26 protein-coding genes are annotated in these 22,547 nt (G+C 73.3%); 25 read left to right on the forward strand and 1 reads right to left on the reverse strand.

Annotation, left to right across the window (positions count from 1 at the left end):
• Positions 1-118 precede the first annotated feature (118 nt).
• From MNOD_RS30910 to MNOD_RS30920, 3 genes are all read left to right on the forward strand, one after another.
• On the forward strand, positions 119-1,198 hold the full coding sequence (locus MNOD_RS30910) for a replication protein RepA (RefSeq protein WP_015932892.1): 1,080 nt from the start codon (positions 119-121) through the stop codon (positions 1,196-1,198).
• A gap of 113 nt (positions 1,199-1,311) precedes the next feature.
• Positions 1,312-1,749 (forward strand): VOC family protein, encoded by a 438-nt coding sequence (locus MNOD_RS30915; protein WP_015932893.1) that lies wholly within the window; start codon positions 1,312-1,314, stop codon positions 1,747-1,749.
• A 150-nt stretch (positions 1,750-1,899) separates the two neighbouring features.
• Positions 1,900-2,349, forward strand: coding sequence for a winged helix-turn-helix domain-containing protein (locus MNOD_RS30920; protein ID WP_043752567.1), 450 nt, complete (start codon positions 1,900-1,902; stop codon positions 2,347-2,349).
• Between the two features lie 9 nt (positions 2,350-2,358).
• On the opposite strand, the gene MNOD_RS30925 is transcribed toward MNOD_RS30920, so the two are convergent.
• Positions 2,359-3,090 carry a LexA family transcriptional regulator gene (locus MNOD_RS30925; RefSeq protein ID WP_244424595.1) on the reverse strand — a complete coding sequence of 244 codons (732 nt, stop codon included), beginning with the start codon at positions 3,088-3,090 and terminating at the stop codon, positions 2,359-2,361.
• A 243-nt stretch (positions 3,091-3,333) separates the two neighbouring features.
• Here MNOD_RS30925 and MNOD_RS48380 point away from each other — a divergent pair, with 243 nt between their 5' ends.
• The 22 genes from MNOD_RS48380 (at position 3,334) to MNOD_RS31030 (ending at position 22,500) form a co-directional block, all read left to right on the forward strand.
• Positions 3,334-3,486, forward strand: coding sequence for a hypothetical protein (locus tag MNOD_RS48380; protein ID WP_015932896.1), 153 nt, complete (start codon positions 3,334-3,336; stop codon positions 3,484-3,486).
• 64 nt (positions 3,487-3,550) lie between these two features.
• Positions 3,551-4,207, forward strand: a complete 657-nt coding sequence (gene nusG, locus MNOD_RS30930) for a transcription termination/antitermination protein NusG (RefSeq protein WP_015932897.1) — start codon at positions 3,551-3,553, stop codon at positions 4,205-4,207.
• Between the two features lie 415 nt (positions 4,208-4,622).
• Positions 4,623-5,195 (forward strand): hypothetical protein, encoded by a 573-nt coding sequence (locus tag MNOD_RS30935; protein WP_015932898.1) that lies wholly within the window; start codon positions 4,623-4,625, stop codon positions 5,193-5,195.
• A 34-nt stretch (positions 5,196-5,229) separates the two neighbouring features.
• Positions 5,230-6,597 (forward strand): phage terminase large subunit, encoded by a 1,368-nt coding sequence (gene terL / locus MNOD_RS30940; RefSeq protein ID WP_043752574.1) that lies wholly within the window; start codon positions 5,230-5,232, stop codon positions 6,595-6,597.
• Positions 6,597-7,862 (forward strand): DUF1073 domain-containing protein, encoded by a 1,266-nt coding sequence (locus MNOD_RS30945; protein ID WP_015932900.1) that lies wholly within the window; start codon positions 6,597-6,599, stop codon positions 7,860-7,862. Before terL ends, MNOD_RS30945 begins: the two co-directional genes overlap by 1 nt.
• A gap of 372 nt (positions 7,863-8,234) precedes the next feature.
• The gene (locus MNOD_RS30950) at positions 8,235-9,227 is read left to right on the forward strand and encodes a DUF2213 domain-containing protein (RefSeq protein WP_015932901.1); all 993 of its coding nucleotides are present in this window, start codon (positions 8,235-8,237) and stop codon (positions 9,225-9,227) included.
• Positions 9,227-9,664, forward strand: a complete 438-nt coding sequence (locus MNOD_RS30955; protein ID WP_015932902.1) for a structural cement protein Gp24 — start codon at positions 9,227-9,229, stop codon at positions 9,662-9,664. Before MNOD_RS30950 ends, MNOD_RS30955 begins: the two co-directional genes overlap by 1 nt.
• A gap of 11 nt (positions 9,665-9,675) precedes the next feature.
• On the forward strand, positions 9,676-10,623 hold the full coding sequence (locus MNOD_RS30960) for a DUF2184 domain-containing protein (RefSeq protein WP_015932903.1): 948 nt from the start codon (positions 9,676-9,678) through the stop codon (positions 10,621-10,623).
• A gap of 2 nt (positions 10,624-10,625) precedes the next feature.
• On the forward strand, positions 10,626-10,835 hold the full coding sequence (locus MNOD_RS30965; protein WP_015932904.1) for a hypothetical protein: 210 nt from the start codon (positions 10,626-10,628) through the stop codon (positions 10,833-10,835).
• Between the two features lie 2 nt (positions 10,836-10,837).
• The gene (locus tag MNOD_RS30970) at positions 10,838-11,203 is read left to right on the forward strand and encodes a DUF4054 domain-containing protein (protein WP_015932905.1); all 366 of its coding nucleotides are present in this window, start codon (positions 10,838-10,840) and stop codon (positions 11,201-11,203) included.
• Entirely contained in the window at positions 11,203-11,526 is a 324-nt protein-coding gene (locus tag MNOD_RS30975) for a hypothetical protein (protein ID WP_015932906.1), read from the forward strand. The genes MNOD_RS30970 and MNOD_RS30975 overlap by 1 nt, the downstream gene beginning before the upstream one ends.
• Positions 11,526-11,792, forward strand: coding sequence for a hypothetical protein (locus MNOD_RS30980; protein WP_015932907.1), 267 nt, complete (start codon positions 11,526-11,528; stop codon positions 11,790-11,792). The genes MNOD_RS30975 and MNOD_RS30980 overlap by 1 nt, the downstream gene beginning before the upstream one ends.
• A 1-nt stretch (position 11,793) precedes the next feature.
• Entirely contained in the window at positions 11,794-12,207 is a 414-nt protein-coding gene (locus MNOD_RS30985) for a DUF3168 domain-containing protein (protein ID WP_015932908.1), read from the forward strand.
• A 93-nt stretch (positions 12,208-12,300) separates the two neighbouring features.
• Entirely contained in the window at positions 12,301-12,741 is a 441-nt protein-coding gene (locus MNOD_RS30990) for a phage tail tube protein (RefSeq protein WP_015932909.1), read from the forward strand.
• Positions 12,742-12,749: 8 nt separating this feature from the next.
• Positions 12,750-13,331 (forward strand): gene transfer agent family protein, encoded by a 582-nt coding sequence (locus MNOD_RS30995; protein ID WP_015932910.1) that lies wholly within the window; start codon positions 12,750-12,752, stop codon positions 13,329-13,331.
• Positions 13,315-14,340: a hypothetical protein gene (locus tag MNOD_RS31000; RefSeq protein ID WP_015932911.1), complete on the forward strand. Its 1,026-nt coding sequence runs from the start codon at positions 13,315-13,317 to the stop codon at positions 14,338-14,340. The genes MNOD_RS30995 and MNOD_RS31000 overlap by 17 nt, the downstream gene beginning before the upstream one ends.
• A gap of 1 nt (position 14,341) precedes the next feature.
• Entirely contained in the window at positions 14,342-14,977 is a 636-nt protein-coding gene (locus tag MNOD_RS31005; protein WP_015932912.1) for a DUF2460 domain-containing protein, read from the forward strand.
• The gene (locus MNOD_RS31010) at positions 14,974-15,858 is read left to right on the forward strand and encodes a DUF2163 domain-containing protein (protein ID WP_015928686.1); all 885 of its coding nucleotides are present in this window, start codon (positions 14,974-14,976) and stop codon (positions 15,856-15,858) included. The genes MNOD_RS31005 and MNOD_RS31010 overlap by 4 nt, the downstream gene beginning before the upstream one ends.
• Positions 15,839-16,291: an NlpC/P60 family protein gene (locus MNOD_RS31015; RefSeq protein WP_015932913.1), complete on the forward strand. Its 453-nt coding sequence runs from the start codon at positions 15,839-15,841 to the stop codon at positions 16,289-16,291. The genes MNOD_RS31010 and MNOD_RS31015 overlap by 20 nt, the downstream gene beginning before the upstream one ends.
• Positions 16,288-20,190 (forward strand): baseplate multidomain protein megatron, encoded by a 3,903-nt coding sequence (locus MNOD_RS31020; RefSeq protein WP_015932914.1) that lies wholly within the window; start codon positions 16,288-16,290, stop codon positions 20,188-20,190. Before MNOD_RS31015 ends, MNOD_RS31020 begins: the two co-directional genes overlap by 4 nt.
• Positions 20,183-21,850 carry a DUF2793 domain-containing protein gene (locus MNOD_RS44390; RefSeq protein ID WP_015932915.1) on the forward strand — a complete coding sequence of 556 codons (1,668 nt, stop codon included), beginning with the start codon at positions 20,183-20,185 and terminating at the stop codon, positions 21,848-21,850. The genes MNOD_RS31020 and MNOD_RS44390 overlap by 8 nt, the downstream gene beginning before the upstream one ends.
• Positions 21,851-21,924: 74 nt before the next feature.
• On the forward strand, positions 21,925-22,500 hold the full coding sequence (locus tag MNOD_RS31030) for a glycoside hydrolase family 108 protein (RefSeq protein ID WP_015932916.1): 576 nt from the start codon (positions 21,925-21,927) through the stop codon (positions 22,498-22,500).
• Positions 22,501-22,547: the final 47 nt, after the last annotated feature.

A 22,547-nucleotide genomic window follows, 5' to 3' on the forward strand; every position in this document is an offset into this window, starting at 1 on the left:
GGGATGACTCGCGGGAATCTTGGGATAACCCTCCGCCGGACCGGGATTCCCGGGAGCGGAATCGGTCATGACGGATTGGACCGATGCGGCGCGGCCGCGAGGGTGCTGTCGACAATCCATGGGCATCGAGGCCAAGATCGCGGCGATCCACGACGAGGACCTCCGGGCGGAGCTCGAAGCCGCGCGGGGCAGCTTCCTGTTCGCGGTCATCGTCGAGACCATCGCCCACCGGCAGGCGCAGCGCGACGCCGCGCGGGAGGAGGCCGCCCGCACGGCTGAGGCCCGCGCCGGCATGGGCCGCGACCAGCGCCGCCGCGACGCCGTGCGGGCCGTGATCGAGACCGAGCCCGTCAGCCCCGAGAACATCCAGCACATCCATTCCGTGCTGGCCCTGTGCGGGCTGCCCTACCGCGATCCCGGCGAGACGCGGGAATTCTTCCGGGAATACGGCCGCAACACCCTCAGCATCCTGGCCGGGCGCATCAAGAACCCGGCCACCGGCCAGATGGAGCTGCAGGGCCTGCCCTACGGCCCCAAGGCCCGCCTCGTGCTGCTGCACCTCTGCACCGAGGCCGTGCGCCAGCGCAGCCCCACGATCGAGGTCGCCGATAGCCTCTCGGGCTTCATGCGCGAGATGGGCTTCGCCGTCACGGGCGGCGAGCGCGGCACCATCCGGCAGTTCAAGGAGCAGCTCAACCGGCTCGCCGCCTGCACGCTCCAGATCGGCCTCTGGGACGGGCAGTCGCGCTCCTCGACCCTCACCATGCCGCCCTTCCGCAAGCTCGACCTCTGGCGGGTGGAAGGCCAGGGCGGCGTCGCCTGGTCGAAGACCGTGCAGTTCCACCAGGATTTCTACGAGAACCTGATCAAGCACGCCCTGCCGGTGGACATCCGGGCCGCCCGGGCCTTCTCGGGCTCGGCCCGCAAGCTCGACCTCCTGTTCTGGGTCGGCTACCGCCTGCGCGCCCTGCAGCGGCCCCTGCGCCTGTCCTGGGACAACCTCCACAAGCAGTTCGGGGCGGATAACGGCTCGCTGCGCAGCTTCCGGCAGGCCTTCAAGGCCGACGTGGCCCATCTGTGCGAGGTGTTTCCGAAGCTGCCGATCAGTCTCGACGAGGCCGGCATGCAGCTCCTGCCCGCCGATCCGGGCATGCTTCTGGTGCCGCCCAAGCCCGCCCGGAAGAAGGCCGCCGGCTGAGGAAGAGACACTCCTCCGGGCGCCTCGCGCGGACAGGCGGGGCCGGAAAAGCTTGCGGACCGTCAGGACACGACGGAGAACCTTCCGGCCTCGTTTCACATCCGGGATCCGGCATGTTCGATCCACGCATCTCCCTGATCACCCTCGGCGTCGCCGACGTGGCGCGCTCCACCGCCTTCTACGAGTCGCTCGGCTGGACGCGCTCGGCGGCCTCCAACCCGGCGATCACCTTCATCGGGCTCAAGGGCATCGTGCTGGCGCTGTTCTCGCGCGCGTCGCTCGCCGAGGATGCCGGCGTCGAGGATGCGGGCCGCGCACCGGATGCCTTTCCCGGCATGACGCTCGCGCACAACCTCGCCAGCGAGGCGGAGGTGGATGCGGCCTATGCCTTCGCCCTGTCGAAGGGCGCGCGGGCCGTGAAGCCGCCGCAGAAGGTGTTCTGGGGCGGCTATTCCGGCTATTTCGCCGATCCCGACGGCTATCTCTGGGAACTGGCCTTCAATCCCACGGCCCCGCTCGACGGGAACGGGCACATGACGCTGCCGGGCTGAGCCGCGCGTTGGCGGGGCAAAGGGAATATTCCTTTTCCGAGTCATGGGAGCGCGGACCGGACTTGCGGAATAGAGGGCCGTTCTGCGATATTCCCTTGCCGCATGCACGAGGCGCGCGGCGCGGAATCGGAATATTCCTTGGGCAGAGCCATGTTCCTGTCGGAAGCGGAGGCGGAGGCGCGGCTGGAGGAGCTGCGCCGCCAGCGCGCGGCGCTCGACCGTGCCATTGCCGAGCACGAGCTCTATCTCGAACTCGGACGCCGGCTGACGGCCGCGGCGCCCGCGCCCCCATCGCCCGTCGGGCCGACGCAGCCGGAACCCCGGCCGCAGGCAGAACCTCCGGCGCCCGCCGGCCCGGCGCCGGCCGACGGTCGGTCGGCGGGCCGGCGGGTGATCGAGGCCGCCTTCGAGGTGATGGCGGCCGCCGGGAGGCCGATGCATGCGGCCGAGATCTGGGAGGCGGTCGCCGCCCGCGGGCTGACCCTGCCGGGGCACGATCCGGTCGCGGCCCTCAACACCCGCCTGTGGAAGCGCGCGCAGGGAGGGACCGCCCTCCGGCGGCTCGGCGATGCGGTCTATGCCCTCGACGGGGAAGGGTGAGGCACCCTCTCAGCGCGAGCCGGTGAACCGCCGCCAGTGCTGCGCGTGGACCGTGCTGATGATGCCGGAGGCCCAGACCAGCCGGCGGTCCGGCATCAGCGGGGCGTTGTGGCTCTCCAGGTGGTAGGTGCCCCGCCGCGAGCCGCGCAGGATCTTCTTCAGGAACCGGTTGCCGTCCGCGGTGGCCACCGCCGCGTAGCAGCCGACCAGCCGCTCGGGACTCTCCCCGGCCTGAGCGCACAGGACGATGTCGTCGGGCTCGTATTTCGGGTGCATCGAGCCACCCGCGACCCGGAACGCGATCGTGCCGGGGGGCAGGGCGAAGGGCACCGTGACCTCGAACAGGTTGCCGCTCGGGTCCGGCTGCTCGTCGCCGGTGGCGATGAGCCCGCCGGCGCTGATCACCCCCCGCACGCCCACCACCTGGGCGCCGTCGCCCGGGGGCTCCGCCGCCTCGTCGTCGCCGAACAGCAGGCCCTTGGCCGTCACCTGCACCCCGTCCCGGCGGAACCGCTCGGCATAGCGCTCCGCGTCGTCCTGGCCCATCGTGCGGGTGCCGGCCTCGTGCGCCCGGTAGGTGCTCTCCGGCCAGCCGTTGCGCAAAGCCGCGTCGCGCGCGGAGCGGTAACCCGCCGCAAGGCGGGCGAGCCGCAGCCTCTCGCCCTGATCGATCCGGATCCGGCCCTCGCGCATGGTTTCCACAACCTTGACGGAGAAATCGCTACCTAGCGTGTTGATCATGGTCATTACATCATGTAGCTATCGGGTGTGCAAGCGGCCGGCCGCATCATGCGCGCCGCCCTTTCTTCCTCTACGGCAGGAGTCGCCCCATGATCCGCCGCCGATCCGCGGCGCGCGCCCTGGTGCGTGCGTCGCCCCGACCGGGCCACAGCTCGTCGTCATCGATCCATCACGGCCGCGAGGCGGCCGGACGGAAGCGGCCGCGGGCTTCCGCTGACGGCTTTTCGCCGCTAGGGAGCTGGCATGAAGGCCGCCCTGATCGTGCTCTGGACCCTGGCCGCCGGCGTGGTCCTGTTCCTCATCGTGAGGCGGCGGATCGACCGGGCGATCCGGGATCTGGAACGGAGCGCGGCCGAGAGGCCGCAGGACGATCGGGACGGCCCGCCGCCCCCGTGAGGCGCAGCCCCGAGGGCCTGCGCTGCGCGTCCCGTCCGGCCCCGCTTCCTGCGGCGAGGCGACCGTGACCAGCCCATCGACCAAGCTCCGTCGCATCGCCCGCCGCCGCCGGGAGGCGCTGGCCCATGACCGCCCGCCCGCATCGCGCCCGGAGGCGATCCGGCGCCGCCGTCGGCGCTCCCGTCCCCCGCGCATCCTCGTGGCGCCGGACCGGGTCTGGCTGGTGGCCCGCACCCGTCCGCGCTGGTCCGCCCGTGCCGCCCGGGATCTCGCCGAGGCGGGCCTCGCCACCTTCGAGGCGCGCGAGGAGGTCGAGCGCGTGGAGCCGAACGGCCGGCGCCGCATCGTGCGCGAGCCGCTCCTGCGCCGCCTGATCTTCGTGGGCGTGCGCGACGATGCCGAGCTGCGCCGCGTCGAGGCCCATCCGGGCGTCGAGCAGGTGCTGTTTCGCGAAGGGCGCGCCGTCGTCATCCCGCCCGCCATGCTCCAGGCCTTCGCGGATGCGCTCACGGGCCACACGGGGGAGGGCGAGGCCGAGGCGGTTGCGGCCCTGCTCTTCGCCCTCGGCGATGCGGTCCGGGTGACGGAGGGCCCGCTCGCCCGCCTTCCCGGCATCGTCGAGGCCGTCGATCCGCATCGGCGCCGCTACCGGGTCGCCGTCGAGATGTTCGGCCGCGCCACCCCGGTCGATCTCGACGAGGATCAGATCGAGCGGCGCTGAGCGCCGCGCGCCTCGACCCGCCACGATGACGAGCACGGCGAAGGCCCGATCCGTCGCAGCCTCGCCGCACGGCCGTCCTCCTGGCGGGCTCTGGCTGGGGCGCGGAGCGGTCGAGGACTGGACGCCACGCCTCGACGGCCCGAACGTCTGACCGCCATCCCTGCCCGGCCAAAAAGAACATTTGACGAACAAAACGGGATCGCGTATCAAGAGCGCAGGTAATCCAGGTCTGCGGCCTGCCGCTTCGGAAGTGGCCGCTCGACTGCCCCGCCGGCGGGACTGACCCGCTGCCGAGGGGATGTGTCCCTGGACCCGGCCCACGGCATCACCGAGGCGAAGGGAGGCTCGTGCCTGCGCGCGGGATCCCAAGACCTCGGCAAGACGACACCCCCCAAGACAACCCCAAAGACACGGCATGGCACGGCAATCCATCGACTGGACGGCGATCGAGGCCGCGTGGCGGGAGGGCGGCGCCTCCGCCCGCGCGATCGGGCGGCGCTTCGGCATCGGCCACGGCGCCGTGCTGGCGCGGGCGCGGCGGGAGGGATGGGTGCGCGGCGAATTCGTCGCGGCCGCTGCCGACCCGGCGCCCGCTCGCGCCCGGGTGGTCGCGGCGCACCGCGTCGTCATCGAGCAGGGCCAGATCCTGACGCAGCGCCTCCTGGAGGAGGTGCTGGCCGCCTCCGCCCGGATCGACGCGCTCGCGGCCGGGGCGGACGACGAGACCGGACGGCTCGCCGCCCACACGCGCGCCGCCACCCTCGCCAAACGCATCGCGGCCCTGCGCGACCTCGCCCAGGCGGCCCGCCTCTGGATCGCCCTCGAACGCGAGGCCTGGGGCCTCAAGGACAACACGGGTGACGACGACACGCCGGACCTCGACCTCGACGCCGCCCTCGCGCTCCTTGCGCCCGAGGAGCGCACGCAGCTCCGCCGCATCGCCGAGATCGTTTCTGGCCGATCCGCCGGCCCTGCTGCGGGCCCTTGACCGGGTCGAGAGCGAGGAGAGCCTCGCAGGCTTCCTGCGCCGGGCCTGGCCCGCGGTCGAGCCCGGCACCGCTTACGTCCATGGCTGGCACATCGACGCCATCGCGGCGCATCTGGAGGCGATCACCGCCGGGCAGATCACGAGGCTCCTCATCAACGTGCCGCCTGGCCTCTCCAAGAGCCTCTGCGTCGGCGTGTTCTGGCCGGCCTGGGAATGGGGGCCGAAGAACCGGCCGGACCTGCGCACGCTCGCGGTCTCGCACCGGCAGGCCCTCGCCATCCGCGACAACCTGCGCACCCGCCGCCTGATCACCTCCGAGTGGTACCGCGCCCTCTGGGGCGACCGCGTGAGCCTCATGCGCGACCAGAACCGCAAGCAGCGTTTCGAGACCAAAGCCGCGGGGTTCCGCGAGGCCCTGGCGGCGGGCGCCATCACGGGGGCCCGCGGCGACCGGGTCATCCTCGACGACCCGCTCTCGGCCGAGGACGCCAATTCCGAGCGCATCCGCGAAACCGTGAACCGCTGGTTCCTCGAAGCCGTGCCGACTCGCCTCAACGATCCCGCCCGCTCCGCCATCGTGGTCATCATGCAGCGCCTGCACGAACGCGACCTGTCGGGAACCATCCTGGCCAAGGGGCTCGGCTACGAGCATCTCTGCCTGCCGATGGAGTTCGAGCCCGCGCGCCGCTGCATCACGGGCATCGGCTTTGCCGATCCTCGGCTGCAGGAGGGCGAACTCCTTTTTCCGGAGCGCTTCCCGCGCGAGGTGGTCGAGCGCGACAAGGCCGTGATGGGCGCCTATGCCAGCGCCGGCCAGTTCCAGCAGCGCCCGGCCCCCCGCGAGGGCGGGCTGTTCAAGCGCCACTGGTTCGACGTGGTGCGGGCGCTCCCCGCCGGCTGCCGCATGGTGCGGGCCTGGGACCTCGCCGCGAGCCTGCCGCGCCCCGGCCGCGCCCCCGCCTACACGGCGGGCGTAAAACTCGCCCGCGCGCCCGACGGCCACTTCTACGTGGCGGATGTCCGCCGCGACCGGCTCTCGCCCGGCGGGGTGGTGCGCCTCATCCTCGCCACCGCGGCCGAAGACGGGCCGGATTGCCGCATCGCCCTGCCGCAGGATCCGGGACAGGCCGGCAAGGCCCAGGCCGAGGACCTGATCCGGCGCCTCGCCGGCTACGACGCCCGCGCCACCCCGGAGAGCGGCGACAAGCTCACCCGCGCCGCCCCGGTCTCGGCGCAAGGGGAGGCGGGCAACCTCCACCTCCTCGAAGGCCCCTGGAACGAGGCCTTCCTCGACGAGATCGCCTCCTTCCCGAACGGCGCCTTCCTGGACCAGGTCGACGCCCTCTCGCGCGCCTTCCTGACCCTGAGGGAACCGCGCTACGGCATGCTGGGAGTTCTCTGATGTGGCTCGCCGATCGCCTCGCCAACCTCCTCACCGGCCTCGGCGGGCCGCGGGACAAGGGCGCGGGCGCCCTCCACGTCCACGTGCCCCGCGGGAGGGCCGAACTCGACGCCGCCTACCGGGACAACTGGCTCGCCCGCAAGATCGTGGACGTCGTGCCCTTCGACATGCTGCGGGAATGGCGCCAGTGGCAGGCGGCCCCCGCCGAGGTCGCCTCCATTGAGGCCGCCGAGACGCGCCTGCGCCTGCGCGAGGTGCTGCTGCGGGCTTTGCGCCTCGCGCGCCTCCACGGCGGGGCCGCGATCCTGATCGGCGACGGCGCGCCCGACCCCGCCGCGCCGCTCCTGCCCGAGACGATCGGGCCGGGGGGCCTGCGCTACCTCCACGCGCTCGGCCGCGACGCGATCCGGGCCGGCGCGATCGAGCGCGACCCGCTCTCGCCCTGGTTCGGCGAGCCCGCCGCCTACGCGGTGGCGGGGGGCCAGACCGTGCATCCCTCGCGCGTGATCCGCCTCGTCGGCGCGCCCGTTCCGGAGGAGGCGGGCGGCGACGCCTTCGGCGACAGCGTGCTGCAGGCGCTCCTGGAGGCGATCGATCAGGCGACCTCCGCCGCCGCCCACATCGCCGCCATGCTGCCCGAGGCCAAGCAGGACGTGATCTCGGTCCCGGGCCTCTCCCAGGCGCTCGCCACCGAGGAGGGCACCCGCCGCCTCACCGAGCGCTTCGGCTACGCCGCCTCCATGAAGTCGATGTTCGGAATGCTGCTCCTGGAGGGCGACGGCCGCTCGCCGGAGGGCGAGCGCTACCAGCAGAAGCAGCTCGACTTCTCCGGGCTCCCCGAGGTCGCCCGCCTGTTCCTCCAGACGGCGGCGGGCGCCGCCGACATCCCGGTGACGCGCCTCCTCGGCCAGTCGCCGGCCGGCCTTGACGCCACCGGCGACGCCGACCTGCGCAACTACTACGACCATATCGCCGCGCGCCAAGCCGTCGAGCTCACCCCCGCGCTCGCCCGCCTCGACGCGCTCCTCCTGCGCCACGCCCTCGGCCGCCCGGCTCCCGAAATCTGGTACGCGTGGCGCCCGCTCCTCCAGACCTCCGAGCGCGACAAGGCCGAGATCGGCCGCCTGCGCGCCGAGACCGCGGCCCTCCTCGCCCGCGAGAATCTCACCCCCCGTGATGTCCTCGCAGCCGGCGTCGAGGGCTGGCTCGTCAACGCCGATCTCTTCCCCGGCATCGAGGCCGCCTATCGGCGTGGGCGCCCGTAGCCGAAACCGATCTCCGTGAGCCATGCGGCGCCATGGCCGCCTCCTAACCCAGACAGGAGGGAGCCGCCCCGCTCCTCATGCTGAGGTACAGGCGATCGCAGATCGCGCAGGCTGCCTCGAAGCACGCCTGACCGGTGATCCCGGCCACCCGGAGTTTGGGACGAGCGGTCCGGGGTGCTTCGAGGCAGCCTGCGGCTGCACCTCAGCATGAGGAATGTCGAGGCTGCCAGCACGGTCGGCTGAGCAACCCTGGTTGTGCGGATGCGACCCAAGATGAAGCCGCGATAAGTCTCCGGCCATTGAGGCTGTCATCCCGGTTTTCACGTGGGGCTGAACTTCGAAACCGCCTCACTCCACCCGAGAGAACCACCCATGCAGATCTTCGATACGCTCAGCCTCGGCCCCCCGGCCGAGATCGCCGACACGCGGCCCTTGCGCAGCGGCGCCCTGGTGGTGCAGGCCCGCGCCGCCCGTGCCGGCAATATCCAGCTCTACCAGGGCGCCGAGCTGGAACGACCGGATCGCGGAACCATCCGGGTCTATCGCGACCCCGAAGAAATCTTCCGGACGGAATCGCTCGCGAGCTTCGGCCACAAGCCCGTCACCCTCGGCCACCCGCCCGAGGCCGTCACGCCCCGCACCTGGCGCGGCGTCGCCCGCGGCCATGTCGGCGGCGAGGTGCTGCGCGACGGTGAGTTCGTCCGCATTCCCCTGCTGCTGGCCGATGCCGAGGCCATCGCCGCCGTGCAGGCCGGGCGGCGCGAGATCTCGGTCGGCTATACCTGCGATCTCGACTGGACCCCCGGCACCGCCCCGGACGGCGCTCCCTACGATGCCCGCCAGACCCGGGTGATCGTCGATCATGTGGCCATCGTGGAGCACGGCCGCGCCGGGCCGGCCTGCCGCATCGGCGACGAGGCCGACCTGCGCCGCCAACTCGCCGACGCGGTCGCCCGGGCGCTTCAAACCGAGGCCGAGACCACCCGCCTCACGGCGGCGCTGGCCGAGCGGGAGCGCGAGATCGCGGCCCTGCGGCAGCCCGGCGCCCTCGACGGCCTCGCCGCCGCCCGCACCGACCTCGTCGCCGCCGCCCGCCGGCTCCTCGGCGACGCCTTCGATCCAACTGGCCTCGACGCCGCCGCGATCCGCCGCGCGGCGGTCTCCCGCGCCCTCGGCGAGGCCGCATCCCGCATGGGCGAGGCCGAGATCGAGGGCGCCTTCCGGGCGCTCGCCGCCGCTCCCGCCCCCGATCCGCTGCGGACGGCCCTGGGCCGCCCCGCCGCCGACACCCTCACGCCCGAGGCGGCCCACGCCGCCATGGTCGAGAACCTCCGCACCGCCTGGAGACACCAAGGAGCCCGCTGATGCCCGTCCAGACCACCTATTCCGGCCGCCCGGCCGCCGCCTACGAAGGCATGGTCGCCTTCGAGGAGCCGAGCCTCACGGTCAGCCGCATCGTCGAGACCGCAGGCGGGATCGGCTTCGGCAAGCCCGCCTTCCAGGGCACCCGCGACGAGGGCATCGTCGCGACGGGCAGCGTCTTTCGCGGCGTCACCCTCGCCGACCGCAACCTCTCCCCGCACAACGGCGGCGACCTCTTCGCCCAGCACGACACCGCCCCGGTGATGATCAAGGGCACCGTCTGGGTCGTGGTCTCGGGGGCGGTCGCAGCCGGCGCTCCCGCCTTCCTCACCCCCGCCGGCGCCTTCACGGCTCAAGGCACCGGCAACGTCCCCGTCCCGAACGCGCTCTTCGACTCCTCGGCCGGAGCCGGCGGGCTCGCGCGCCTGCGCCTGAACTGAAGGATCGCCTCATGACCGACCGCCTCGTCACCGACGCGCCCCGCGCGCTCGCCTTCCTGGTGAGCCAGCAGGCCTTCATCGAGCCCACAATCTACCGCATCGAATACCCGGCGATCCGCTATCCGCGGCTCATCCCGGTCGACACTGCCGCGCCCGAATGGGTGCCCACCGTCACCTATTTCTCTTCCGACCGGGTCGGGCAGGCGACCTGGCTGCACGGCGCCGCCGACGACGTGCCCAAGGCCGAGGTGCTGCGCCGCCAGCACGAGACCGCCGTCGCCATGGCGGGCATCGGCTACGGCTACGACCTGGAAGAACTCGGCAAGGCCCAGCTCATGGGCATGAATCTCGGCACCGACAAGGCCGAGGCCGCGCGGCTCGCCTCCGAGGAGTTCATCGATCAGGTCGCCCTGTTCGGCGACCCCGCCAAGGGCTTCTCGGGCCTCCTCAACCACCCGGCCGTGACCACCGGCACCGCCGCGGCGACGGGCGAGGGCGGCAGCCCCGCCTGGGCCCGCAAGACCGCCGAGCAGATCCTCGCCGACGTCAATACCGAGCTCACCGGCCTGTTCACCGCCTCATCGACCGTCGAGATGGCCGACACCCTGCTGCTCCCCTACGAGCAGATGCTCGGCATCGGGCTGCGCCGCATCGATTCCTTAAGCCCGATCACCATCCTCGACTGGATCCGGCGCCACAACATCTACACCCTCGAAACCGGCCAGGACCTGACCGTGATCGGCGTGCGCGCGCTCGAAACCGCGGGAGCCGGCGGCTCGGCCCGGATGGTCGCCTACCGGCGCGACCCCTCGGTCCTGAAGCTGTGGCTGCCGATGCCGTTCCGGTTCTTCCCCGCCTGGCAGACCGGCCCCTGGCGCTTCGAGGTGCCGGGCGCCTTCCGCCTCGGCGGCCTCGACATCCGCCGCCCCGGCGCCTTCCGCTACCTCGACGGGATCTGACCATGGTGCAGGTGACGAACCGGGCGCGCGGCGCCCGGCTGTTCTGGGTGCGGGGCGAGGCGGCGCCCCGCCGGCTCGGCCCGGGCGAGAGCGCCGATCTCGACCTCCTCGACCGCGACGACCCGCTCCTGCGGGCCTGGGAGGCGGCCGGCGAGGTCGTGATCGCCGACGCGCCTGCTCCCCGGCGGCGCCCCCGCATGCGGGAGGTCTGACCATGGCGGACGGCACGCTGACGCCCGCGGACCTCAAGGCCCGCTTCCCCGCCTTCGCGGCAGCCCCCGACGCGGCGGTTGCGGGCGCCCTCGCGGAGGCCGCAATCCAGTTCGATCACACCTGGGCGCCGGGCGAGCGCGACCTCGCCCGCATGCTCTACGCCGCCCATGTCCTCACCCTCGACGGGTTCGGTCCGGAGGGCGAATGGGCGCGGGCCGGCGACCCGCGGGTGCTGCGCAGCGGCACCCTTCAGGTCGAACGGCGCGAGACCGGCACCGACCTGCCCGGCACCCTCGGCCGGACCTCCTACGGGCGGCGCTTCCACGAAGCACTTCTGCGCAACAGCCCCGGGATCGTGGTGGTGTAATGGGCGCGCTCGCCGACAGCCTCGCGGCGCTCCTTGCTGCCGCAGCCAATCCCCTCTGCCGGGACGGGATCCTGCATCGCGCGCAGGCCGATGGCGGCTTTGCGGATGTCCCCATCCGCTACCGCCTGGAGGCCCTGCACGAGGGCACCGAAATGCCGGGCCTGCCCGGCCGCCGCATCACCCTGGTAGTGCTCTCGAAGAGCCTCGATCCAAACCCCACGGCGGAGGACGAGGTCACGGTCGCGGAAGGCCGCTGGCGCATCGTCTCCGTCGTGCGCGACCCCGCCGGCAGCCACGTCCTGGTGGAGGGGAGGCCGGTCTGATGAACCTCGCCCGCCTCTCCGGCCGCCTCGCTGCCCTCCGGCAGGCAGGCCGCCGCCGGGCCGGTGATCGCCTCGCCGCTGCTGCGGAAGCGATCGCCGCCGACCTCCCGGCCGGGATGGACACGATCGTCACGGCGACGCCGGCGGGCACCGCCGTGACGGTGGCGGCGCCGGGCCTCGCCGCCCGGGAATTCGGCACCGCTGCGGCTCCCGCCCGGCCCGTCCTCGGACCCGTCCTCGATCGCCTGCGGGACCCGGAGCCCTGACATGGCAAGCCTCGATCTCGGGGAACCGGTCGGCCACGCGGTGCTGGCTCGCCTCGCCACCGATCCGGACCTGCGCACCCTCATCCACGGCCGCGTGCGCGACTACGTGCGGGCCGGGGAGGACTGGCCCTTCCTGCGTCTCGATCCCGTCGAGACCACACCCTACGAGGCCGAAGGCTGGACCGGCTGCACCTGCCGTATCACCGTCCATGCCTTCGCCCGCGGCGAGCGCGGCACCACTGCCATCCAGCGCCTCGCCGCTGCGGCCGCCGCCGCCCTCGACGAGGCCGACCTGACGCTGTCCCGCGGCCAGCTCCTCTGGATCGCCCACGAACGCAGCCTCTACGTGCCCGAGCCGCAGGGCCCCGCCTCCTGGCACGGCATCCTGCGCTTCACCGCCGTCGCGATCGCATGACCGGGGCTTCGCCCCGGACCCGACCAGGGCTCCGCCCTGGACCCGCCGGGGCCTCGGGCCCCGGACCCCGTCTGACACAGAGGATTCCAACCCATGGCCGAAGCTGCCACGCTGCCCTTTTCCGGTGTTTCCGTGAAGCTGGAGAGCCTTACCCAGGCCGGCACCTTCGAGGCGCCCTGCGGGCTCACCGAGCGCTCGATCTCCTTCGCCAAGGAGACCAACAGCGTCGCCATTCCCGATTGCGCCAATGAGGATGCCGCGCCCTTCGTCGCCCGCGACGTCGTCTCGAAATCGGTGACGGTCAACGGCAAGGGCGTCATGGCCCGCCAGAGCCTCGCACGCTGGCGCGCCGCCTTCGAGGCGGACATCCCCGTCCGCATCCGGATCGACATCGCCGCCACCGAGAGCGGCGGCCACTGGGAGGGCCTCTTCCACCTCACGAGCTTCGAGGTCGGGGCGATCCGCGGCGAGCGCTGCACCGTGACGGTCGCCCTGCAATCGAGCGGCCCGGTGCCGTTCACGCCCGCTCCCTGAGGTGTCCCATGAGCCGCGACGGCCATGTCGACCTCGCGTTTGCCGGCGCGACCCGCCGCTTCCGCCTCGCCATCGGCGATCTCGAAGCCCTCCAGGAGGCGACCGGCCTCGGTCCCGCCGACCTGCTGCACCGGCTCCATGCCGGGCGGCCCTACCGCTTCCGCGATCTGCGCGACATCCTGTGCACGGCCCTGATCGGCGGCGGGGCCAGCGTCGGCGAAGCCCATGCGCTCGCCGACAAACTCGACAATTTGCCCTGCCTGACCGTCATCGCCACCGCCACCCTGGCGCTCGCGGCGGGGCTGGAGGGTGCCGAGGACGAGACGGTCGGCCGCTGGATGCGCCCCGGTCCCGCCCGTCCGGAGGGCCGCATGGCCTTCGCGCCCTTCTACGAGGCCGCCGCCGCCATGGGGCTCCCCGTCGCGGATCTGCGGGCGATGAGCCTCTGGCAGTTCGCCGCCTACCTCGACGGTTTCAACCGGGCGCAGGATCCCGACGCGCCCGAGCCGATGACGGAGGCGGAGGAAGACGCCCTCTGGGCCTGGATCCGGACCGAGACCGCGGGAGCGCAGAATGTCGACCGAGCTTGACCGTCTGGTCGTCTCCCTGGAGGCCAATATCGACGCCTATGAGCGCGAGCTCGGTCGCGCCGCGCCCGTGGCCGAGCGGGCGCTCGCACAGGCCGAACGCGCCGCCGCGGCAGGCGCGGCCCGCATCCAGGCCGCGATGGCGCGGGCCGGGGAGGGGGTGCGGGCCGAGATCGCCCGGGTGGCGGCCCCGGCCGGCGCTTCGGGCGCCACGCCCATGCCAGCCCAGAACCCCGATCCCGTCCCGGCTCCGCCGGCATCGGCCGCCCCGCGTACATCCGCGTCCGAGGACGATTTCACCGCCGAGGTCGCCCGCCTCACCAAGCGCACGGGCCTCCTGCGGGTCGAGGCCGAGACGGTCGGCCGGTCGGAGGGGGCCGCCGCGAAGGCCGAAGCTGCCTTCCGCCTCCTCGACGCCGCCAAGAAGGCGGACCTCGCCGTAACCCCGCAGCTCACGGCCGAGATCGAGAAAGTCGCGACGGCCTATGGCGCGGCGGCCGAGCAGGTCGAGACGGCGGAACGGGCGCAGCGCGCCTTCCGGCAGGCCTCCCGCGATTTCGGTGCGGCCCTCTCCGAGGGACTCAAGGGCGCGATCCTCGACGGCGAAAAACTCAACGTCGTGCTCTCGCGCCTCGTCACCATGCTCGCGGCGAAAAGCATCGACCGCACGGTCGAGGGCCTCTTCTCGAAGGGAGGGGCGGGCAGCGATCTCCTGGGGCAGGTCTTCGGCGGCCTCGGCTTCGACCTCAACCCGACCGGACGCGCCGAGGGCGGGCCGGTGACGCCGGGCCTCGCCTACACGGTGGGCGAGCGCGGCCGGGAAACCTTCGTGCCGCTCCAGCCGGGCCGCATCCTGCCGGCCGCCCGCAGCAGCGTCCCGCCACAGGCGCCGCCCCCGATCCAGGTCTCGGTCTCGATCGCCACGCCCGACGCGCCGAGCTTCGCGCGCTCCGAGGCGCAGATCACTGCCGCGCTCGCCCGCGCGGTGCAGCGCGGCTTGCGAGGAATGTGAGATGTGCACGGCCTTCCACGAGGTGCGCTTTCCCCTGAGCCTCTCCTACGGCTCGCGCGGCGGGCCCGAGCGGCGCACCGAGATCGTCACGCTGGGCTCGGGCGACGAGGAGCGCAACAGCCTCTGGCGCCACTCCCGCCGCTCCTACAATGCCGGCCCGGCCCTGCGCCGGGCCGAGGACATCGCCCTGCTGCTGGCCTTCTTCGAGGAGCGCCGCGGGCCGCTCTACGGCTTCCGCTGGCGCGACACCTTCGACCATGCCTCCTGTGCGCTTGGCCAGCAGCCGGCTCCCACCGACCAGCCGCTCGGCACCGGCGACGGCAGCACCACGGTGTTCCCGCTCGCCAAGACCTATGGCGGCGCCTTCGCTCCCTATCTCCGCCCCATCCGCAAGCCGGTCGCCGGCTCCGTGCGCATCGCGGTCGCCGGCACCGAGCTGCCGGCCTCCGCCTTCCAGGTCGATCCCACCACCGGGCGCGTCACCCTGGCCGCGGCGCCGGCGCCGGGTGCTGCCGTCACCGCCGGCTTCCTGTTCGATGTGCCGGTGCGCTTCGCCAGCGACCGCCTCGAGATCGACCACCAGGCCGTGCTGGCCGGCGTGGTCGCCGACATTCCGGTGATCGAGCTGCGCCGATGAAGACCCTGCCGCCCGGCCTCGCCGCCAGCCTCGCCAGCGGCGTCACCACCCTGTGCCGCTGCTGGATCCTCACCCGCAGCGACGGCCAGCGCCTCGGCTTCACGGATCACGACGAGGACGTGACCTGCGACGGCGTGCTCTGCTCGGCCGAGAGCGGCGCCACCGGCAGCGCCCTCGAGCAGAGCGCGGGGCTCGCCGTCGACAGCCTGGAGATCATGGGCGCGCTGAGCAGCGGGCGCCTGGCCGAGGCCGAGCTCGCCCGCGGCCTCTACGACGGTGCCGCCGTCGCGGTGTGGTGGCTGGACTGGGCCGCCCCGGCCCATGCGGTGCTCATCCTGTCCGGCACCATCGGCGAGGTCTCGCGCGGCTGCACCGGCTTCACCGCCGAGGTGCGCGGGCTCGCCGATCGGCTGGCTCAGCCCTGCGGCCGGCTCTACCAGCGCTCCTGCGATGCCCTGTTCGGCGATCCCCGCTGCGGGATCGACGCCACATCGGCCACCTATCAGGGCAGCGGCCGCGTCACCGCCGTGCGCTCCGCCCGCGCGCTCGTCGCCGCGGGCCTCGAGGCCTACCGCACCGACTGGTTCACCGCCGGCCACCTGGTCTGGGCCTCCGGCGCCAATGCCGGGGCAGTCGTCGAGGTGCGCGCCCACCTGCGTTCCGGAGCGAGCGCCTTGCTCGAGCTGTGGGAGCCGATGCCGGCCCCGATGGCGGCCGGCGACAGCTTCACGCTCACGGCCGGCTGCGACAAGTCCTTCACGAGTTGCCGGGCCAAGTTCGGCAATGGCGTCCACTTCCGCGGCTTCCCGGATCTGCCGGGCAACGACTACGCGGTGTCGGCCAGCCCGGCGGGAGCGCAGAATGACGGCGGACGCCTCTGATCGCACCCGCGCGCGGGTCGTTGCGCTCGCCCGGACGTGGCTCGCCACCCCCTACCATCATCAGGCCGCGCTCAAGGGGGTGGGCTGCGACTGCCTCGGCCTGCTGCGCGGCGTCTATGCCGAGCTGTACGGCTGCGCGCCCGAAGCGCCGCCGCCCTACAGCCCGAGCTGGGCGGAGGACCACGGCAGCGAGACGCTGCGCGAGGCGGCCCGCCGCCACCTTGAGGAAATCCCGATCCCGCAGGCGGAAGCCGGTGACGTGCTGCTGTTCCGCTGGCGCGACGGGCTGCCGGCCAAGCACTGCGCCATCCTCTCCGGCCCCAGCCGGATGATCCACGCCTATGACGGCCATGCCGTCCTGGAGAGCGGGATCCCGCCGGCCTGGAGCCGGCGCATCGCGCATGCCTTCCGCTTTCCGGAGATCGCCCGATGAGCACGCTGGTGCTGTCCTATGCCGGCAAGGCGGTCGGCACCGCGCTCGGCGGGCCGCTCGGCGGCGTCCTCGGCGGGATCGCCGGGGCCGCCCTCGGCGGGGTGGCCGATCGCGCCCTGTTCGGCGCGCGGCCCAAGCCGCAGATCGCCAGCGGGCCGCGCCTGTCCGAGCTCTACGTCACCGCGTCCAGCGAGGGCGCGGCGATCGCCCGCGTCTACGGCCGCACCCGCGTCGCCGGCCAGATCATCTGGGCCACCAGGCTCAAGGAGACCCAGGCCGTCGAGACGGTGAAGACCCGCGGCGGCAAGGGGATGCCGCAGCCGAAGACCTACAACGTGACGTACAGCTACAGCGTCAGCATGGCGGTGGCCTTCTGCGAGGGGCCGATCCAGGCCCTCGGCGAGGTCTACGCGGACGGCAAGCCGATCCGGCTCGCCGACTACCAGGCCCGGCTCTATCTCGGCACGGAGGATCAGCTGCCGGATCCCAAGATCGAGGCGATCGAGGGCGCGGCCCCGGCCTACCGGGGCGTGGCTTATCTCGTGTTCGAGGATCTGCCGTTGGCCGCCTTCGGCAACCGCGTCCCGGTGATCACCGCCGAGATCATCCGCCGCCCGCCCGCCGCCAGTGCACGGCCCGCGCTGGAGGAGCTGATCACCGCCGTGACCCTGATCCCGGGCATGGGCGAGTTCGTCTATGCCACCGCCCCGGTGACGGCGCGCGAGTTCGGCGCCATTGCCGGGCAGAACACCGTCTCGGGCGGGGTCGATCTGCTGAAGGCGCTCGATCAGCTCCAGGCCGAGGCGCCGCGCTGCCGGCACGTCGCGCTGGTGGTGGCGTGGCACGGCACCGACCTGCGGCTTGCCGCCTGCCGGATCCTGCCGAAGGTCGAGACGGCCGCCAAGAGCACGGATGTGCCCTGGCGGGCCGGCGGCCTGTCGCGGGCGCAAGCGTCGGTGGTGAGCCGGGACGCGGACGGCGCCCCGCTGCTCGGCGGGGCGCCCTCGGATCTTTCGGTGGTGCAGGCGATCGGCGAGCTGAAGCGGCGGGGCTTGTCGGTCACGCTCTACCCGTTCGTGATGATGGACATCCCGGCCGGGAACGGCCTGCCCGACCCGTATGGCGGGCCCGAGCAGGCGGCGTTTCCCTGGCGCGGGCGCCTCAGCTGCGATCCGGCGATCGGCCGCCCGGGCAGCCCGGACAAGACCGCGGCGGCCGCCGCGCAGGTGGCGGCCTTCTTCGGCACGGTGAGGCCGGCCGATCTGGCCTGGACCGGCGCGACCGTCAGCTGCGCCAAGGCCGAGTGGAGCTTCCGCCGCTTCATCCTGCACTGCGCCCGTCTGGCCGAGGCAGCGGGCGGGGTCGACAGCTTCCTGATCGGCTCGGAGATGGTCGGGCTGACCTCCGTGCGCTCGGACCCCGCCACCTTTCCGGCCGTGGCGCAGCTCAAGTCCCTGGCGGCCGACGCCCGCGCCATCCTCGGCGCCGGGGCTGCAATCGGCTACGGCGCCGACTGGAGCGAGTACGCCAATTATCGCCCGGCCGACGGCACCGGCGACGTCTACTTCCACCTCGATCCGCTCTGGGCGGACAGCAACATCGACTTCATCGGCATCGACAACTACATGCCGCTCTCAGACTGGCGCGACGGCTTCGATCATCTGGACGCGCAGGATCACAAGGCGATCTACGATCCGGAGTATCTGACGCAGAACATCGCCGGGGGCGAGCTGTTCGACTGGTACTATCCGACGCTCGCCGACCGCGACGCGCAGAACCGGGTGCCGATCACCGACAGCGCCCATGCCGAGCCGTGGGTGTTCCGGATCAAGGATCTGCGCGCCTGGTGGCTCAACCCGCACCACGACCGGCCCGGCGGCGTCCGGCAGGAAGCCGCCACCGCCTGGCGGCCCCAGTCCAAGCCGATCCGCTTCACCGAGGTGGGCTGCCCGGCCGTCGACAAGGGCGCCAACCAGCCCAACGTCTTCGTCGATCCGAAATCCTCCGAGAGCTTCCTGCCCCATTACTCCTCCGGCCGGCAGGACCTGATGATGCAGCGCGCCTACCTCGAGGCGACGCTGCGCCACTGGCAGAGCCCGGACGGCAACCCGGTCTCGACGGTCTACGGCGGCCGCATGGTCGATCCGCAGCGGCTGTTCGTGTGGACCTGGGATGCGCGGCCCTTCCCCGAGTTCCCGCGCCAGGTTTCGGTCTGGAGCGACAGCCCGAACTACAGCCTCGGGCATTGGCTCACCGGCCGGCTCAACCTCGGCCTGCTGCCCGACGTCGTCGCCGATCTCTGCGCCGGCAGCGGCGCGCCGGTCGACGTGTCGGCGCTGCACGGCCTCGTGCACGGCTACACCGTGGCCGAGGTGCAGGCCCCGCGCGACAGCCTGGCGCCCTTGCGCACCGCCTACTTCTTCGATGGGGTCGAGAGCGGCGGCGCCATCCACTTCCGGCCGCTCGCGCAGGCTCCGGTGGCCCACTTCACCGAAGCCGATCTGGTCGCCTCCGGCGCCGGGCCGGATTACCGGCGCACCCGCACGGACGAGACCGCGCTGCCGGCCGCGGTGGCGCTGAGCTACCTCGATCCGGCCCGCGCCTACCAGAGCGCGGCCGTCGAGGCGCGCCGCGCCGCCGGCCGCTCGGCCGCGGTGTCGCGGACCGCGCTGCCGCTGTGCCTGGAGGAGGGCGCCGCCCGCGGCTTGGCCCAGGCGCTGCTCTATCAGGCGGTGGTGGAGCGCGAGGCGGTCGGCGCGGTGCTGCCGCCCTCGGCCCTGGCCCTGGAGGCGGGCGACGTCGTCAGCCTGACGCTGGCCGGCAGCCGCACCGACTACCGCCTGACGCGGCTGGGCCTGGAGGCGGGCCGGCCGGTGAGCGCGGTGCGGGCGGACAGCGGCGTCTATGCCTACCGGGACGGCAGTGCCAGCGGGCGGGCGCCGGCCCCGCCGGCGACGATCGGGGTCGGGCTGTTCCAGGCCCTGGACCTGCCGCTGCTGCGCGCGGACGCGGTGGCGCATGCGCCGTACTTCGCCGGCTACACCGCGCCGTGGTCGCCGATCGCGGTGCTGCGGGCGCTCGGCGGCGGGCCGTTCGCGGCGGATGCGGTGGTGGCCGCCCGCTCGATCATCGGCCAGCTCACGGCCCCGCTCTCCAGCGGCCCCACCCAGCGCTGGGACCGGGTCTCGGCGCTCGACGTGCAGGTGCCGGCCGGGGCCGAGCTCACCTCCGCGCCGGAGATGGAGGTGCTCAACGGCGCCAACGCGGCGGCCCTGCTCACCCCCTCGGGCGAGTGGGAGATCCTGCAATGGGCCACCGCCACCCTGCTGGGGCCGGGCCGCTGTCGGCTGACCACCTTGCTGCGCGGGCAGCGCGGGACCGAGTTCGCCCTGGGCGACCCGACCCCGGCCGGGGCGCCGTTCGTGGTGCTCTCGGAGGCCCTGGTGCAGTCGGGCATGCCCCTGGCCAGCCGGGCCCTGCCGCAGGTCTTCCGCTGGGGGCCGGCGGCACTGCCGCCGGAGGATGCGAGCTATGCGGGCGCCACCCTGACCATCGCGGGGGCGGGCCTGCGCCCCTACGCCCCGGTGCAGGCCCGGCTGCGGCGCCAGGCGAGCGGCGACCTCGTGCTGAGCTGGATCCGCCGCACCCGGCTCAACGGCGATGCCTGGGAGCAGACCGAGGTGCCGCTCGCCGAGGAGACCGAGGCCTATGCGGTCGAGATTCGCGACGGGATGACGGTGCTCCGCACGGTCCAGACCGACACGCCGCGCCTGACCTACACGGCGGCCGAGCAGGCGGCGGACTTCGGCGGGCCGGTGCTGCGCCTGTCCATCGCCATCCACCAGCTCTCCGCAACCTACGGCCGCGGCGCGGCCCTGAGGACGACGCTCCATGTCTGACGCAACGCCGCTGCTCGCGCTGCCGCTCCTGCAGGCGGCGCAGGCGCAGAAACACGTGACGCACAACGAGGCACTGCTCGGCCTCGACACGCTGGTGCAGCTCGCCGTCCTCGACAAGGACCGGCTCGAACCCCCGGCAAGCCCGGCCGAGGGCGACCGCTACCTGATCGCCGGAGCGAGCCCGAGCGGCGCGTGGACGGGATGGGCGGGGCGCATCGTCCGGTTTCAGGACGGCGCGTGGCGATCCTTCGTTCCGCGGCCCGGGTGGTTCGCCTGGGTCACCGATGAGGCGGACCTTTACACCTACACGGGCGGTGCGTGGGTCGGGTTCCGGGCCACGCTCACGGCGCTGCAGAACCTCGCCCGCCTCGGGATCGGCACCACGGCGGATGCCGCCAATCCGTTCGCGGCCAAGCTCAACGCGGCGCTGTGGACCGCGCTCGCCCGCGCCGAGGGCGGCACGGGCGACCTGCGCTACACCCTCAACAAGGACGCGCCCGCCAACACGCTCTCGCTGCTGTTCCAATCCGGCTGGTCCGGCCGGGCCGAGATCGGGCTGACCGGCGACGACGACCTGCACCTGAAGGTCTCGGCCGACGGCAGCGCCTGGATCGAGGCGCTGCGGATCGACCGCAGCACCGGCGGGCTCGTCGCCGGCCCGCTCGCGGCGGGCGCGCTGACGTACGGCAAGGCGAGCCGGCTCCCCGCCGCGACGAACCTCGACACGCTCACGACCGCGGGCTTCTACGACGGCGCGCAGCTCGTCAACGCGCCCACGGCCGAGTGGTGGTACATCGAGGTCCAGACCCACTCGAACAGCAGCCTCTACGCCCTGCAGCGGGCGACGCGGCTGAACGACGCCGCCGCGCGGGAGACCTGGCAGCGCGTCCGGGTCGCCGGCCGCTGGAGCAGCTGGGATCGCCTCTGGACCTCGGCCAGCTTCGATCCGACCACCAAGATGGACAAGGCGGGCGGCAGCTTCACGGCGGGCATCACCGTCCCCGGCGCCGTGGCCGTCAGCGGCCTTGCGGGCGAGGTGGCGTGGGCGGACCGCTGGAGCGGCGCCGCGCGCTGGGTGGTGTACGCGGCCGGCGGCCCGCTGCGGGTGTACCGGGACGACACCGGCGACCTGTTCTGGTTCACCGAGGCCGGGTTCCATCCGTCTGCCGACAACGCCAAAGCCAGCGGGCTCGCCCCGAACCGGTGGAGCACCGTCTACGCCGCGACCGGCTCGATCAACACCTCGGATGCCCGCGAGAAGACCGGGGTTGCGCCGCTGACCGAGGCGGAACTCGCGTGGGCGAGCGATCTCGCCAAGGAGATCGGCACCTTCCAGTTCCTCTCCGCAATTGCCGAGAAGGGCGCGGAGGGGGCGCGGCACCACATCGGCCTGACGGTGCAGCGGGCGATCGCGCTGGGGCAGGCGCGCGGCCTCGACCCGTTCCGCTACGCCTTCATCTGCTACGACAAGTGGGACGCCGAGCCCGAGGTCTCCGAGCCGATCCTCGGCGAGGACGGAGAGCCGAGCGGCGAGACCCGCGTGCTGTCGCCCGCCCGGCCGGCCGGCGACCGCTACGGCTTCCGGCCGGATCAGCTCGCGCTGTTCATCGCCCGCGGCCAGGAGGCCCGCTTGGCGGCGCTCGAAGCCCGCCTGAGCTGACCCCAGCCTGAGGTCCGGCAGGCCGGCTCGGCCGGACTTCGGCTCCCCCTGATCCCCACCCCTGGAGAGACTCGATGGCTGCGTCGCGCTTCGACGCTGCGCTCGCGCGCGTGCTCGCGCACGAGGGCGGCTGGTCCGATCATCCGGCCGACCCGGGCGGGCCCACCAACCTCGGGGTCACGCAAGCGACGCTGTCGGCCTGGCTGGGGCGGCCGGCGACCCGGGCGGAGGTGAAGGCGCTGACGCCCGCCTCGGTGGCGCCGCTGTACCGGGCGCGGTTCTGGGATGCGGTGCACGGCGACGCCCTGCCGGCCGGGGTGGACCTGGCGGTGTTCGACCTTGCGGTGAACAGCGGCGTGAGGCGGGCCGCGATGGCGCTGCAACGCGCCGTGGGCGTGGCGGATGACGGGCGGATCGGCCCGATGACGCTGGCGGCGGCCGCCCGGGCGCCGGCGGCGCGCACGATCCGGCGGATCTCGGCCGACCGGCTCGCCTTCCTGCAGCGGCTGTCCACCTGGCCGAGCTTCGGCCGCGGCTGGGGGCGCCGCGTGAGCGAGGTCAGGGCCGCGGCCCTCGCGATGGCGGCCTCGGCTCCGACCGCCGCCTCCAAGCCCGGGTGGCGGCGCGCGATCGCGCGGCTCTCGGCCTGAGCCCTCCCGCGCGCCGCCGGGTCCCGCGGCGCAGACACCGGAGAGAG

It is taken from the genome of Methylobacterium nodulans ORS 2060 (assembly GCF_000022085.1).
In the GTDB taxonomy this organism is placed as follows: domain Bacteria; phylum Pseudomonadota; class Alphaproteobacteria; order Rhizobiales; family Beijerinckiaceae; genus Methylobacterium; species Methylobacterium nodulans.

Coding starts and splice junctions, on each gene's coding strand:
- MNOD_RS30975 (WP_015932906.1), top strand. CDS start 11,203: ATGGGCGCGCTCGCCGACAGCCTCGCGGCGCTCCTTGCTGCCGCAGCC.
- MNOD_RS44390 (WP_015932915.1), top strand. CDS start 20,183: ATGTCTGACGCAACGCCGCTGCTCGCGCTGCCGCTCCTGCAGGCGGCG.
- MNOD_RS48380 (WP_015932896.1), top strand. CDS start 3,334: ATGAAGGCCGCCCTGATCGTGCTCTGGACCCTGGCCGCCGGCGTGGTC.
- MNOD_RS31000 (WP_015932911.1), top strand. CDS start 13,315: ATGTCGACCGAGCTTGACCGTCTGGTCGTCTCCCTGGAGGCCAATATC.
- MNOD_RS30965 (WP_015932904.1), top strand. CDS start 10,626: ATGGTGCAGGTGACGAACCGGGCGCGCGGCGCCCGGCTGTTCTGGGTG.
- MNOD_RS30955 (WP_015932902.1), top strand. CDS start 9,227: ATGCCCGTCCAGACCACCTATTCCGGCCGCCCGGCCGCCGCCTACGAA.
- MNOD_RS30910 (WP_015932892.1), top strand. CDS start 119: ATGGGCATCGAGGCCAAGATCGCGGCGATCCACGACGAGGACCTCCGG.
- MNOD_RS30985 (WP_015932908.1), top strand. CDS start 11,794: ATGGCAAGCCTCGATCTCGGGGAACCGGTCGGCCACGCGGTGCTGGCT.
- MNOD_RS30960 (WP_015932903.1), top strand. CDS start 9,676: ATGACCGACCGCCTCGTCACCGACGCGCCCCGCGCGCTCGCCTTCCTG.
- MNOD_RS30935 (WP_015932898.1), top strand. CDS start 4,623: ATGGCACGGCAATCCATCGACTGGACGGCGATCGAGGCCGCGTGGCGG.
- MNOD_RS30925 (WP_244424595.1), bottom strand. CDS start 3,090: ATGATCAACACGCTAGGTAGCGATTTCTCCGTCAAGGTTGTGGAAACC.
- MNOD_RS31005 (WP_015932912.1), top strand. CDS start 14,342: ATGTGCACGGCCTTCCACGAGGTGCGCTTTCCCCTGAGCCTCTCCTAC.
- MNOD_RS31030 (WP_015932916.1), top strand. CDS start 21,925: ATGGCTGCGTCGCGCTTCGACGCTGCGCTCGCGCGCGTGCTCGCGCAC.
- MNOD_RS30970 (WP_015932905.1), top strand. CDS start 10,838: ATGGCGGACGGCACGCTGACGCCCGCGGACCTCAAGGCCCGCTTCCCC.
- MNOD_RS30990 (WP_015932909.1), top strand. CDS start 12,301: ATGGCCGAAGCTGCCACGCTGCCCTTTTCCGGTGTTTCCGTGAAGCTG.
- MNOD_RS30950 (WP_015932901.1), top strand. CDS start 8,235: ATGCAGATCTTCGATACGCTCAGCCTCGGCCCCCCGGCCGAGATCGCC.
- MNOD_RS30920 (WP_043752567.1), top strand. CDS start 1,900: ATGTTCCTGTCGGAAGCGGAGGCGGAGGCGCGGCTGGAGGAGCTGCGC.
- MNOD_RS31010 (WP_015928686.1), top strand. CDS start 14,974: ATGAAGACCCTGCCGCCCGGCCTCGCCGCCAGCCTCGCCAGCGGCGTC.
- MNOD_RS30945 (WP_015932900.1), top strand. CDS start 6,597: ATGTGGCTCGCCGATCGCCTCGCCAACCTCCTCACCGGCCTCGGCGGG.
- MNOD_RS30980 (WP_015932907.1), top strand. CDS start 11,526: ATGAACCTCGCCCGCCTCTCCGGCCGCCTCGCTGCCCTCCGGCAGGCA.
- MNOD_RS30915 (WP_015932893.1), top strand. CDS start 1,312: ATGTTCGATCCACGCATCTCCCTGATCACCCTCGGCGTCGCCGACGTG.
- MNOD_RS31015 (WP_015932913.1), top strand. CDS start 15,839: ATGACGGCGGACGCCTCTGATCGCACCCGCGCGCGGGTCGTTGCGCTC.
- MNOD_RS30995 (WP_015932910.1), top strand. CDS start 12,750: ATGAGCCGCGACGGCCATGTCGACCTCGCGTTTGCCGGCGCGACCCGC.
- MNOD_RS31020 (WP_015932914.1), top strand. CDS start 16,288: ATGAGCACGCTGGTGCTGTCCTATGCCGGCAAGGCGGTCGGCACCGCG.